Source organism: Kribbella sp. NPDC004138 (genome assembly GCF_053603655.1).
Genome location: NZ_JBSGFZ010000011.1, coordinates 157,966 through 171,494 on the forward strand (window position 1 = coordinate 157,966; position 13,529 = coordinate 171,494).

10 protein-coding genes are annotated in these 13,529 nt (G+C 69.6%); 3 read left to right on the top strand and 7 right to left on the bottom strand.

Translation table 11 applies throughout. The features are described from left to right. Positions 1-29: 29 nt before the first annotated feature. Positions 30-1,403, bottom strand: a complete 1,374-nt coding sequence (locus ACWEOO_RS17830) for an MFS transporter (RefSeq protein ID WP_452143893.1) — start codon at positions 1,401-1,403, stop codon at positions 30-32. A gap of 134 nt (positions 1,404-1,537) precedes the next feature. Between ACWEOO_RS17830 and ACWEOO_RS17835 the strand changes: the two genes are divergently transcribed. Continuing rightward, positions 1,538-5,155: a GH116 family glycosyl hydrolase gene (locus ACWEOO_RS17835; RefSeq protein ID WP_452143894.1), complete on the top strand. Its 3,618-nt coding sequence runs from the start codon at positions 1,538-1,540 to the stop codon at positions 5,153-5,155. A gap of 25 nt (positions 5,156-5,180) precedes the next feature. Here ACWEOO_RS17835 and ACWEOO_RS17840 read toward each other — a convergent pair whose 3' ends face one another. From ACWEOO_RS17840 to ACWEOO_RS17865, 6 genes are read right to left on the bottom strand one after another with little or no spacing between them, the layout of a single operon-like run. Then, positions 5,181-6,203 (bottom strand): ABC transporter ATP-binding protein, encoded by a 1,023-nt coding sequence (locus tag ACWEOO_RS17840; protein ID WP_452143895.1) that lies wholly within the window; start codon positions 6,201-6,203, stop codon positions 5,181-5,183. Continuing rightward, positions 6,200-7,186: an ABC transporter ATP-binding protein gene (locus ACWEOO_RS17845; RefSeq protein WP_452143896.1), complete on the bottom strand. Its 987-nt coding sequence runs from the start codon at positions 7,184-7,186 to the stop codon at positions 6,200-6,202. The genes ACWEOO_RS17840 and ACWEOO_RS17845 overlap by 4 nt, the downstream gene beginning before the upstream one ends. Further along, positions 7,170-8,099, bottom strand: coding sequence for an ABC transporter permease (locus ACWEOO_RS17850; protein WP_452143897.1), 930 nt, complete (start codon positions 8,097-8,099; stop codon positions 7,170-7,172). The genes ACWEOO_RS17845 and ACWEOO_RS17850 overlap by 17 nt, the downstream gene beginning before the upstream one ends. 3 nt (positions 8,100-8,102) lie before the next feature. Then, positions 8,103-9,107: an ABC transporter permease gene (locus ACWEOO_RS17855; protein ID WP_355692103.1), complete on the bottom strand. Its 1,005-nt coding sequence runs from the start codon at positions 9,105-9,107 to the stop codon at positions 8,103-8,105. A gap of 33 nt (positions 9,108-9,140) precedes the next feature. Then, positions 9,141-10,856: an ABC transporter substrate-binding protein gene (locus ACWEOO_RS17860; RefSeq protein ID WP_452143898.1), complete on the bottom strand. Its 1,716-nt coding sequence runs from the start codon at positions 10,854-10,856 to the stop codon at positions 9,141-9,143. A 31-nt stretch (positions 10,857-10,887) separates the two neighbouring features. After that, on the bottom strand, positions 10,888-11,814 hold the full coding sequence (locus ACWEOO_RS17865; protein ID WP_452143899.1) for an ROK family protein: 927 nt from the start codon (positions 11,812-11,814) through the stop codon (positions 10,888-10,890). A 119-nt stretch (positions 11,815-11,933) separates the two neighbouring features. Between ACWEOO_RS17865 and ACWEOO_RS17870 the strand changes: the two genes are divergently transcribed. Beyond that, complete coding sequence (locus ACWEOO_RS17870; protein ID WP_452143900.1) at positions 11,934-13,115, top strand: ROK family transcriptional regulator; 1,182 nt, start codon at positions 11,934-11,936, stop codon at positions 13,113-13,115. Between the two features lie 41 nt (positions 13,116-13,156). Beyond that, complete coding sequence (locus ACWEOO_RS17875; RefSeq protein WP_363708555.1) at positions 13,157-13,516, top strand: VOC family protein; 360 nt, start codon at positions 13,157-13,159, stop codon at positions 13,514-13,516. Positions 13,517-13,529: the final 13 nt, after the last annotated feature.

Here is a 13,529-nt window from a genome sequence, read left to right on the forward strand (position 1 = left end):
GCGAGCAGTTTCCTCCAGCGCGTCGCCGATCACGAATCGGCTGCCGTCGAGGGTACGAGAACCGGGGTCCGGCGGCCGAACGCGGTGACTCCCAGGCCGGCGATGCTCGCGGCGGCGGCGACCAGCGCGCAGGTGACGAAGCCGCGGGCGAGATCGTGCGCGGTGCCCAGCAGTGGGCCGAACGTCGCCACACCGATCGCCCCGCCGATCTGACGGGACGTGTTGAACGCAGCCGACGCGGCGCCGTGCAGGCCGGGCTCGACCGCGGCGATCGACTGTGCGGTCATGGTCGGTACGAGCAGGCCGGAGCTGAACCCGATCGGGACCAGTGCGAGCACCATCGGCCACACCGCCGGCGACGTACTTGCCCAGGCCAGGGCGAGCAGCGCGACGGTGAGCACCGCTTGGTCGATCGCGAGCACGGCCGGTCTGCCGAGGCGGCGGGTGAGCGGCGCGGAGCACAGGTTGGCGATCGAGATCAGGCCGGTCAGCGGCAGGAAGAGCAGCCCGGTGACGAGGGCGCTGAGGTGCCGCCCTTGCTGGAGCAGCAGGCTCATCGTGAACAGCACGCCGTAGAAGGCGAAGTTGAGCAAGGCGCCCTGCAGCGCCGCGGTCGCGAAGCCGCGCTCGGCGTACAGCTTCAACGGCAGCAGCGGCGACCGGACGGATCGCTCGACCAGGACGAACCCCGCCAGACCCGCGAGGGTGATCGCGACCGCACCGATGACGGCCGGGTCCAGCCAGCCGCGCGCGGGAGCTTCGATCAGCGCGAACACCAGGCCGCCGATGAACGCGGTCGCGGTGGCCATCCCGGCGACGTCCGGCCGCCGGAACCGCCGCTCGACGGCCGGCATCGAACGCCATGCCCAGAGCGCGGCGGGGATGCCGATCACGACGTTGACCGCGAAGACGGCGCGCCAGTCCGCGAGTGCGACCAGGCCGCCGCCGAGCAGCGGCCCGGCCGCCATCCCGGCGCCGCCGGCCGCGGCCCACCAGCTGACCAGGCGGTGGCGTGCGTGCTCGTCGGTCGCGGACGCGGTCGCGAGGACCAGCGCGCTCGGCAGGAGCAGCGCGGACCCCGCGCCCTGGACCAGCCGGGCGAGGTTCAGCATCAGCATCGAGCCGGCGGCTGCGCAGACAGCCGACGACAGCGTGAACACGAGCAGCCCGGCGAGGAACGCCCGCTTCGCGCCGAGGGTGTCCGCGATCGCTCCGGCGCCGAGCATCAGCGCCGCGAACGACAAGGTGTAGGCATTCAGCGACCACTCGAGCTCGGCGCGGGACGCGTGCAGGTGGGTGGCGAGCTGGGCGAGGGTGACGTTCACGATCGTGCTGTCGACGAAGACCATGAACGAGGCGATCAGCGCGAGCGCGACGACCGGCCGGCGGTGCTCCAGGGGCATACGGCCACCTTACGACGTTGTTCGATGTGCGTCGAACAGTATTTCGCCCACCGGGACCCGTTGACCTCGACCAAGCTGCTGGCTACGGTGTCGGAAATCGATTTCTCCCGCCTCCGCCCGTGAAGGAGAACCGAATGACCACGCAGGATCTTCCGCCCGGCTGCGCCAGCAGATCCTGTGCCGGTGACTGTCCCCGGGCCCAGCTGAGTCGCCGGACGTTCATCGCTCTCGGCGCCGGCGCGGTCGGTGCGCTCGCCGTTCCCGGTCGGGCGCTCGCCGCCCTGGCCGCGCCGCCGCGCCGTGATCCGGCGGTGCTCTTCGACCGCGGTACGCCGACGTCGTACACCGGTGCCGCGCTGCCGAGGATCGGGATGCCGGTCGGCGGCGGGACGACGGGGCAGGTCTACCTGGCCGGCGACGGGCGGCTATGGGCCTGGGACATCTTCAACCCGACGTCGTTCCCGCTCGGCGGCGCGGACTTCTCCGGGCACAACTACGCCGATCCGCTGTCCGCCGACCAGCCCGGCGCCGGGCGGTTCGGCCAGGGGTTCGCGCTCCGGACGACCACGCGCGGCCGGACCACGACCCGCCGCGTCGACGCGACCGGGTTCGCCGACGTCGAGTTCACCGGTTCGTACCCGATCGGCCGGGTCGCGTACGGCGACGCGGACAGCCCGGTGTCCGTTCGGTTGGAGGCCTTCTCGCCGTTCGTCCCGCTGTCCACGCCGGACTCGACGCTGCCGGCGACGATCATGGCGTTCACCCTGCGGAACACGTCGCCGGATCCGGTCCGCGCGTCGCTGCTCGGGTACGCCGAGAACCCGGTCTGCATCGAGAGCCGCTTCCGCCAGCCCACCAGGTTGCGGGCGAGCGGCTTCCGGGACGGTCTCGAGTTCGGCGCTGTCGACGACGACTCCGTGCAGGACGACATCGTGTTCGAGGACTGGGAGAAGGACACCTACGACGGGTGGACCGTCACCGGCGACGCGTTCGGCGCCGGCCCGGTGCGGCCGCTCGACGTACCGAACCTGATGAAGCGCTTCGGCGATCTGAACGTGTCGGGGACGCGCTTCGTCACGTCGTACGACTTCCGCGGCGGCGGGTACGACGTCCCGGTCGGGAAGCTGACGAGCCGCGAGTTCACGATCGAACGCCGCTACGTCGCGGTCGGCGTCAGCGGCGGACGTCATCCCGGCGAGACGTGCGTGAACGTGGTCGTCGACGGACAGGTCGTGGCCACCGCGACGGGTGCCGAGAGCGAGCCGTTGGTGGCGCAGATGCTGGACGTCGGAGCATCCGCGGGACGGACGGCGCGGATCGAGATCGTCGACGCATCGACGGGTGCGTGGGGTCATCTCAGCTGTGACGCGATCGTGTTCACGGACCGGCCGGACATCGTGTTCGAGACCTGGGACCAGCCGACGTACGACGGGTGGACCGTGGCCGGTGAGGCGTTCGGCGCGGGCCCGGTGACCGCGGCCGAGACGCCCGACGGGTTCCGGCGGCCGTTCGGAGTGCGGACCGAGCTGAACGTCAGCGGGCGGTTCGCCACGTCGTACAACTTCCGCGGCACCGGCGACCCGGACCGGTACACAGGCTCGCTGACCAGCCGCGACTTCGTGATCGAGCGGCGGTTCGTCACGGCCTGGGTCGGCGGCGGTCACCACCAGGGCGAGACGTGTCTCAACGTCGTGGTCGACGGGCAGGTCGTGGCCTCGACGGCGGGGACGGACATCGAGCCGCTGACCGCGGTGTCGATGGATGTGGGCGCGTACGCCGGGAAGACGGCGCACCTGGAGATCGTCGACGCCAACACCGGCGGCTGGGGTCACGTGAACGTGGACCGGATCCTGTTCAGCGACCGCCCGATCCGCCGGCAGCCGGTGGCGGAGCGTCCCGACGGCGGCACGTTCGCCTTGGCGGCGCTGACGCCGGGCGGGGTGGTCCGGCCGTCGATCGCCGAGTGGTCTTCCGTCGACGCGCTCTTCGATTCGGGCGCGGCGCCGGCGGAATCGGACGGGCCGCAGGCCGGGACCGTAGCCGTGACAGTGACGCTGAAACCAGGGGAGTCGCGGACGATCCGGTTCGCGTACGGCTGGTTCTTCCCGAACCCCGAGCGCGAGTTGTTCGCCGAACTCGTCGGCGCCTCGACGTTCCGCCGGCACTACGCGACCCGGTTCACCTCCGCGCGCGACGTGGTGTCGTACCTGGCTGCCCACGCCGAGCGCCTCGAACGCGACACCAAGCTCTGGGTGCAGACCTGGTACGACGATTCGACGCTGCCGCACTGGTTCCTCGAGCGGACCCTCGCAACCGCGTCCACGCTCGCGACGAGCACCTGTTACCGCTGGGACGACGGGCGTTTCTACGCGTGGGAGGGGACGTACTGCTGCGCCGGGACGTGCGAGCACGTGTGGAACTACGCGCAGGCGATCGCACGGCTGTTCCCTGCGCTCGAGCGCGACACCCGGGAACGGGTCGACCTCGGGATCGCGTTCCGGCCGACCGGCGAGATCGGCAACCGCGGCGAGGCCGGCGACGCGTCGACGTCGTTCGCGGACGGGCAGACCGGGACGATCCTGCGGATCTACCGCGAGCACCAGATGAGCAAGGACTCGGCGTTCCTGCGCCGGGTCTGGCCGCGGGTGCGGACGGCGGTCGAGTTCCTGGTGACGCACCGGGACGGGCCGGACGAGGACGGCATCTTCCGCGGCAGCCAGTGGAACACGCTCGACACCGAGTGGTTCGGCGAGGTGCCGTGGATCAGCGGGCTGTACGTCGCCGCGCTCCGGGCGGCCGCCGCGATGGCCGGCGAGGTCGGTGACGCGGCGAGCGCCGCGCGGTACACGGCGATCGCCGAGCGCGGGTCGGCGTACCTGGCCACGACACTGTGGAACGACGAGTACGGGTACTACGTGCAGAAGGTCGACCCGGCGCATCCGGCGGCAGAGAACAGCAACCGGGGGTTGTTCGTCGACCAGATGTACGGGCAGACGTACGCGGCACAGCTCGGCCTGCCGCGGGTGTTCCCGGCCGAGCAGGCGCGGACGGCGCTGCGGCGCCTGTACGAGTCCAACTTCCGGGCGGATCCGGGGACGTACCGGCCGCCGGGGATCGGGGTCGGGCGGGTCTACACGATCGAAGGTGAGAGCGGCGTCATCATGGCGACGTGGCCGCACGGCGGGTCGTCCGAGACGCGCGGGCTGATGTACTTCAACGAGGTCTGGACCGGGCAGGAGTACCAGTTCGCAGCGCAGCTGTTCGCCGAGGGCATGACTGAGGAGGCCCTCGCCGTCACCCGGGCGATGTACGAGCGGTACTCGGCCCGGAAGCGCAATCCCTACAACGAGATCGAGGCCAGCGACCACTACGCCCGCGCGATGATGGGCTACGGCGTCTACCTGGCCGCCTGCGGCTACGAGTACCACGGCCCCCGCGGCCACCTCGGCTTCGCACCACGCATCCACCCGGAGAACTTCCGCTGCGCGTTCACCGCCGCGGAGGGCTGGGGATCGTACAGCCAACGCCGTACGCCGGGCAACCTCTCCGCGTCGGTCGAGGTCCGCTACGGCCGACTGACCCTCAACACCCTGTCCTTCGACACCACCAAGCCGGCCCACCACGTCGAAGTCAGACTGGGGCGTGAGCGGCTGGCCGCGCGGGTAGTTGCTGACGGCAACCGGGCGGTCGTCACACTCGGACGGTCGGTGGTCGTCGCACCGGGCGAGGCGCTGGAGGTGACCGTCAGCTGAGGGGGCAGCGAGGAGAGGATCTGCATCAGGTGTCAGGCGTGGCGACGTGGCAGGCGGCTTGGTGGTTCTTGCCCAGGGTGCGGAGGACCGGGGTTTCCACGTGGCAGCGATCGACGGCCAGGGGACAGCGCCAGCGGAAGCGGCAGCCGGGGGTGGGGTCGATGACCTTGGGAGGTTCGCCGGTGTCGCCCTCGATGCCGGTCGTCAACGGTGCCCGCGGATCCGGTACGGCGCCCAGCAGGAGATCCGTGTACGGGTGCTTCGGGTTCTGCAGGACCGACTCGGTCGGGCCGGTCTCGACGACGTGCCCGGCGTACATGATCATCAACCGGTCGGCGACGTACCGGGCGCTCGCGATGTCGTGGGTGATGTAGAGGAACGAGACGCCTTCGGAGCTGCGCAGTTCCGCCATCAGGTTCAGCAGCCCGATCCGGATCGACACGTCGAGCATCGACACCGGCTCGTCGGCCAGGATCAGCTTCGGCTTGTGCGCCAGCGCCTGCGCGAACCCGATCCGTTGCCGTTGGCCACCACTCAGCTCGTACGGGTACCGCTGCATGATGTCACCGGCCGGGGACAACCCGACCGCCTCGACGACCCGCTCCGCCTCCTCGAACCGCTGCGCCCGCGACAACGACGGACGATGCAGCTTGAGCGACCGCAGGACTCCGTGCGACACCCGGAACGCCGGGTTCAGCGAGCTGAACGGGTCCTGGAACACCATCGGTACGTCGCCGCGGTACGACAGCTGGTCCTTCCGGGAGCGGTACGTCGACATCGCCCGCCCCTGGTAGAAGATCTCGCCGCCCGTCGGCCGGTACACCCCGGCCAGCAGCCGCGCGATCGTGCTCTTGCCGCTCCCGCTCTCGCCGGCCAGCGCGACGATCTCCTGCCGGCCGATCGAGAAGTTCACGTCGTCGACCGCGTGCAGCAGCTGCCGCGAGAACCCGCGGCCGACGCGGAAGTGCCGCGTCAATCCCTTGGCCTCGAGCAACGGTGCGGCGGCCGTGGACTCGGTCTCCACGTGGGAGATGTCGGCGGTGGTCACTGCGCCTCCCGAACGAGATCAGGGACGTGCAACAGGCAACGAGCCTGCCCGCCGCCCACGTTGTACAGCTCCGGGGCGATCTTCGGGCAGTCCTCGAACGCCTTCGGGCAGCGCGGCTGGAAGCGGCAGCCCGGTGGGGGATCGGCCAGGTTCGGCGGGCTGCCCGGGATACCTGTCAGCGGCACCTTCGGCCCGCGGATGGACGGGAAGGCGTCGAGCAGCCCGGCGCTGTACGGGTGCTGCGGCGCGTCGAACACCGCGCGCGTGTCGCCGAACTCGACGACCTGCCCGGCGTACATCACCACCAGCTTGTCCGAGAAGTGACTGACCAGCGACATGTCGTGCGTGACGAAGATGACCGCGAACCCGAGCTGCTTCTGCAACTCCTTGATCTGCACCATCAGCGACCGCTGCGCGACCACGTCGAGCGCGGACGTCGGCTCGTCCATGATGATCAGATCGGGCGTGAACAGCAGCGCCATCGCGATCATCGCCCGCTGCCGCATCCCGCCGCTCAGCTGATGCGGGTAGCTGCGCAGGTGGATCGGGTCGATGCCGACGAGTCGCAGGACCTCGGCCGGGCGGTTGTCGCCGACCGTCTCGTCGTGCGCCATGATCGCGTCGTGGAACTGCGCCCCGATGCTCTTCACCGGGTTCAGGGCGTTCATCGCGCTCTGCATCACGACCGAGAAGTCGCGCCACCGCAACGCGGACAGCTGCTTCTCGGTCATCGTCACCAGGTTCTGCCCCTGGAAGGTCACGCTGCCGCCGGTGATCGCGGCCGGCGACGACAGCAGTTGCGCGATCGCGAACAGCAGCGTCGACTTGCCGCAGCCGGACTCGCCGACGATGCCGACGAACTCGCCGGCATGGACGTCGAGGTCGACCTGATCGACCGCGACGACCGGGCGGTCCCCGGTGTCGTACGAGACGGTCAGGTCCCGGACCTCAAGAAGCTGCCTGCTCTCAGTGTTGCCGTGCACGTCGCCTCCGAACCGGCCGCAGCGCGGGGTTGCTGATCTCGTCGAACGCGTAGTTGAGCAGGGCGAAGGACACACCGAGCAGGGCGACCGCCAGGCCCGGCGAGAGCGCCCACGCGGGCAGGCCGTTCACCAGGGCGCCCTGGTTCTGCGCCCAGTAGAGCATCGTGCCCCAGCTCAGCGAGTTGGGATCGCCGAGCCCGAGGAACTGCAGGCCGGCGGCGGTCAGCACCGCGTACAGCGCGGCGCCGAGGAAGTTCGCGACGATCAGCGAGATCATCGTCGGCAGCACCTCGACCACGATGATGTACGAGCGCCGCTCGCCGCGGACCCGCGCCGATTCCAGGAAGTCCCGGTTCCGCAGCGACAGCGCCTGCGCCCGCATCTGCCGGGCGCCGTACGACCACCCGGTCAGGATCAGCACGATGATGATCACGGTCAGGTTGCCCTTGCCGGCGTAGGTGGCCAGCACGATGATCAGCGGGAACGTCGGCAGCACCAGGAAGATGTCGGTCAACATCGACAGCCCGTCGTCCGCGAACCCGCCCAGGTATGCCGCGGAGACGCCGATCAGCACCGAAAGGATCGTGGCGCCGAGGCCGGCGACCACTGCGATCACCAGCGATTCCCGGGTGCTGTAGATCAGCTGGGCGTACACATCCTGCCCGAGTCCCGTCGTACCGAGCCAATGCTCGGCGGACGGCTTCTGCAGCGGCAGGTCGCCGATCGCCTGTGGATCGTGGTGCGCCCCTGGCACGAACAGCGCCGGGAAGGCGGCGAGCAGGATGAAGAGGAGCAGCAGACCCGCCCCCACCATGGCCTTGCGATTGTGCAGGATGGCGCGGAACAGACCACCACGCGGGCGGCGGGCCGAGCCCGACACCGGGGCCGACGCGCCGGCAACAACTGCGCTCATCGGTTATCCCTTCGTCCGGGCTCGGGGGTCGAGCAGGAAGACCGCGAAGTCGCAGAGCAGGACACAGATCAGCACCGCCAGCGTGACCAGGAGGAAAAGGGCCTGCAGCAACGGGTAGTCGGTGCTCACCGTCGCGTTGTAGAACATGTAGCCGAGCCCGGGGTAGTTGAAGACGTACTCGACCAGGATCGTTCCGGAGATCACGAAGCCGAGCGACATCGCGAACCCGGACAGGTTGGGCAGGAACGCGTTCCGCCCAGCGTACCCGAACATGATCCTGCGGTTCGGGATGCCCTTCGCGCGGGCCATCCGGACGTAGTCCTCGGCCAGGGTGGTCACCATGTTGTTCCGCATGGTGAGGATCCAGCCGCCGACCGCGGTGATCAGGATCGTCGCGGCCGGCAGGATGCCGTGCTTGATCACGCTCCAGGCGAACTCCCCGGTGAACGCCGGCGTCAGGCCCTGGTCGTAGTTGAAGTCGTTCGGCAGGATCGGGTTGCTGCCGATCGCGAACAGCGAGATCAGCAGCAGCGCGACCCAGAAGTACGGCAGCGCCGACGTGACGATGAACACCGGCGGGACGATCCCGTCGATCAGGCCGCCGCGCCGCCAGCCGGCCACGGTGCCGATCAGCGTGCCGATGACGAACGCCAGCACGGTCGCGATACCGACCAGGCCGAGCGTCCACGGCAGCGCGTCGCCGATCAGCGTCGTCACCGGGACGCCGAGACTGCTGCCGATCGACACGCCCCAGTGCCCGGTGACCATCGACCGCAGGTACTCGCCGTACTGCAAGATGATGTTCTTGTCCGGGTCGAAACCGAACTCGGCCAGGACCGTCCGCAACTGCTCGGGCGTCACCACCGCGCCGCCCTTGCTCAGCCGTTGGCGTAGTGCTTCCTCGGGGCTGCCCGGCATCATCCGCGGGATGAAGAAGTTCAGCGTCATCGCCGCCCACAGCGTGAGCACGAAGAACCCGAGGCGTCGTATCAGGTATCGCACTCCCACCAGCTCCTCGTGCTCACGCTTGTCAGATCCTCACTACTTCTGGGCGGACTTCGAGTACAGGTTGGTCAGCACCTGGCCGACGTCGGGGATGTTGTACGGCGCGGGCTGCGCGTACGGGTTGTCCTGGGTCGGCCAGCCGTCCAGGTCCTTGGTGTTGTACTGGTACCAGTCGACCGACTCGGTGGTCGGGATGAGCGGCACGTCCTTGATCATGTACGACGAGATCTGCTTGATCAGCTTGACCTGCGTGTCGGGGTCCGCGGCGGCGTACTGGTCGAACAGCTTGTCCACCTCGGGCTTCATGTAGCGCGAGTAGTTGCTGTTCGCCTGCTTGCCGATCGGCGCCGAGTTCTTCGAGTACAGCAGCTGCCGCAGCTCGTAGTACGGCGTCGGGCCGCCGGACAGGCTGGAGTACGCGAGGTCGTAGTCACCGGTGTACAGCTTCTGGTTGTACGACTGCTGCTGCAGGTCCTGGATCGTCAGCTCGATCCCGACCTTCGCGAGCTGCTGCTTCACAACCGCCAGCGACGCGTCCCAGTCGGTGTAGCCGGTGACCGTGATGACGCTCAGCTTCAGCGGGTTCGACTCCGAGTACCCGGCGGTCTGCAGCAGCTGCTTCGCCTTGTCCGGGTTCGGCTTGTCGTACCCGGCCGCGGCCAGCGCGTCCTTGTCGAAGTACTTGTCGAAGGTCGGCGTCACCACACCGGTCTGGTTCGCGGCCGGCTGGTACCCGCTCTCACCGATCTTCGAGATCTGCTCGCGGTCGAGCGCGTACGCGATCGCCTGCCGGACCTCGAGCTTGCTGGTCGCCGGCCGGGACGGGTCGTTGTTCGGGACCAGCGCGACGTTCGCGGTCGGCGGGAACCAGTAGTTGTTCTCCGGCGACTTCGCCTTGTAGAAGTTGTCGATGTTCGGGATGTACTGGCCGCCCCACTGCGCCTTGCCGCTGGCCAGGTCGAGGTTGGCCGGGTTGTTGTCCAGGTACGCCGGGTACTGCACCTTCTCGACGTACGGCTTGCCCGGCTGCCAGTAGCTGCCATTGGCGACGTACGAGATGTTGTTGGGGCTGCACGACTCGACGGTGAACGGCCCGGTGCCGATCGGCTTGGTGTTCGTCCAGGTGGCCGGCTTCGACGCGGCCTCGCCGGTCGACCAGATGTGCTTCGGCACGATGCCGACCTGGCCGGCGAAGTTGAAGAAGTACGGCTCGGCTGCGGACTTGAACTTCAGCGTGACCTTGTTGCCGGCGGCCGTGACGCTGGTCAGGCCGGCGCCGGTCCACAGCGAGTACAGGTCGAGCGCGGGTTGCTCCTTCATCCGGTTGAAGGTGTAGACGACGTCGTCGGCGGTGAACGGCTGCCCGTCGCTCCATTTCACGCCGTCGCGGATGGTGAAGTCGATCGAGTCCTTCTTCGGCGACCAGGTGAACGCGGTGGCCAGCATCGGCGTGGTGGCGCCGGCCTTCAGCACGTTGACGAACGTCAGCGGCTCGTAGACGAAGCCGAGCGCGACCTGGTTGACCGCCGGGTTGAACGGGTTGAACTGGCACGGCCAGGTCTGCCCGCCGACGTTCGCGATCGTGACGGTGCCGCCCTTCTTGTGCTCGCCGGTGGACCCGCCGCCGCTGCTGCTCGACGACGACGGGTTGGACGACGCCGCGTTCCCGATCGGCTTGTCGCCACCGCCGCATCCGGCGGTCAGTGCGCCGACCGCCAGGGCGGCGACGGCGATGCGTGTGATGCCCCTCATCGTCTTCTGCCTTTCGCTACTGGAATCCTGCTCATGCGAATGCTTCCGCGCCGAGGACGGCGCCTGCTGCCTCGACGCCCAGGGCGAGCGCCCCGATCAGCGGCGCCTCCGTCGGGAACCGTGCCACCGAAAGCTCCGGCGGAAACGGGACGGCGGCGTCGAGGGCGCGACGCAGGCCGGGTTCGAGCTGGTCCCAGGACCGGACCAGCCCGCCGCCGACGACGATCCGGGACGGGTCGACCGCGATGGCCAGGTTGGCCAGATGCAGGGCCAGCTCCCGGACGAACTCGTCGGTGAGGACGGCGGCCGCCGGCTGGCTGCGCGCCATCGTGAAGACGTCGGCGGCCGTGACCGGTCGCCCGAGCCGGGCGCTGCCGGTCGTCTCGAGCGCCTGACCGCTGACGACGTGTTCCAGGATCGTGCGCCCGTCGCCGCCGGCGTACACGTCCGCGGCGGAGCGCAGGTTGTAGCCGATCTCGCCGGACGCGCCGTGCGCGCCGGTGATCACGGTGCCGCCGGCAACGATCGCGACCGCCAGACCGGTGCCGAGATTGACGTACAGCGCGGGGTCGCAACCCGCCAGCGCGCCCCACCGCAGCTCGGCCTCCGCGGCTGCCTTCACGTCGGTGGCCAGCCGGACCGGTACGCCGGGGAACGCGTCCCGCACCAGCCGCCCGAAGGGCAGCTCACCCCAGCCCGGGAAGGTGGGAGCCAGCTCGACGCGGTCGTCGTACGGGATGCCCAGTGTGGCGGCGCCGACCCCGGTCAGCTCCTGGCTGGGGGTGAGCAGCTCGTGCGCCGCGGCGAGGCTCCGGGTGAGCGCCGCGGCGGCGTCACCGGATCCGTCCCGGCTGTCGATGACCGTCCCGCTCAGCCGGCGGCCGGTGAGGTCGCCGACGGCGAGTGCGATCTTCGTCCCGCCGAAGTCCAGCCCGAGGACGACCGGTGTCGAAACCACAGGGTGGCACCTCCTCGCGCCGACCAATAGAATCGATAGGAAACTAACTTAACAACCAGCGGACCACAAGCCTTAACTCCGACTTGGTGGCCGAGTTGTTAGCGAGCGAGGGGGTCGACGTGACAGTTGTCGCCGGCGGGGCGCGACCACAGCTGATTCGCGAGATCAACGAGCAGGTGCTGCTCGACCACATCAGGCGGTCCGGCCCGATCTCGCGCACCGAGCTCGCCGGGCTCACCGGTCTCTCGAAGCCGACGGTGTCCGCCGCGCTGGGGTCGCTGGAACGGACCGGTCTCGTGCACGTCACCGGCCAGCGCACCGGCGTGCCCGGGCCGGCCGCGAGTCTGTACGAAGTGCGGCCCGAGGCCGGGTTCGTGCTCGGACTCGATGTCGGGCGCGAGTACCTGCGCGGCGGTATCGCGGATCTCGCCGGCACCGTGCGCAGCAGGCTGAGCGTGCGGACCAAGGCCGGCGACGCGATGGCGCGCATTCAGGAGCTCGTCGATCTGACCGCGACGCTGGCTGCCGAGGCGGGGATCGAGGTCGGGCAACTCACGCAGACCGTGCTCGGCAGTCCCGGTGTCTACGACCCGCGGCTCGACGCGTTGACCCTGACCGGCAGGCTGTCGGGCTGGGACTCGCCGGCGACGCTGGCCGCGCTGCGCGAACGCTTCGGTCCGTCGCTGATGATCGAGAACGACGTCGACGCGGCCGCGATCGCGGAACGGGTGCACGGCCACGGCAGGGACGTCGAGAGTTTCGCGTTCGTGAGCGTCGGCACCGGTATCGGCATGGGCCTGGTGCTCGACGGCAAGCTCCGGCACGGGTCGCACGGAGTGGCAGGGGAGATCGGGTACCTGCCGTTCACCGAAGGAAGCGGCAGCGACCCCCGCGACGCGCGCAAGCGGGGCGGGTTCGACGCCTCCGCGTCGGCGGCAGCCGTCGTCCGCGCAGCGCGCCGGGCCGGTGTCCGCGGCGCCGCGACGGCGGAGAAGGTGTTCGCGGCCGCCGCGCGGGGCGACGTACTGGCCGCTGCGGTCGTCGCGGAGGAGGCCTTGCTGGTCGCGAAGGCGGTCTGCACGGTGATCACCGTCGTCGATCCGGACCTGGTCGTGCTCGGCGGCGGTATCGGGCAGGCGCCAGGGTTCCTGGAGGCTGTCACCAAGCAGCTGCGCCAGCTCGCGCCGGTGATGCCCGAGGTGAAGGCGAGCGTGCTCGGCACCGAGACCGTGGTGGCGGGCTGTCTCGCCGCCGGCGTCGACCGGGCGTGGCAGACGCTGGTCGGAAACTCGGCCGCCTAACCGGACGCAGACCGTCCGGAACCGCGGCTAGGGTGCGAGCCATGGCTATCGCAATGTATCCAGCGTTCGTCCTGGATTGTCCTGACTCGGCGCGGCTCGCGCAGTTCTACGGCGAACTGCTCGGCTGGAAGGTCGAGTCCCGCGAGGGCTGGGCGGAGATCCGCCCGGAGGACGGCAGCAACTGCATCTCCTTCCAGCAGGTGGCGGACTTCAAACCGCCGACCTGGCCGACGCAGGACGTCCCGCAACAGCTGCACCTCGACGTCATGGTCCGCGACCTCGACGAGGCCGAACCGGAAGTCCTCGCGATCGGCGCCACCAAGCCCGACCATCAGCCCGGCACGTCGTTCCGCGTCTTCCTGGACCCGGCCGGTCATCCGTTCTGCCTCTGTGTTGATTGAGGATAGATTGAGA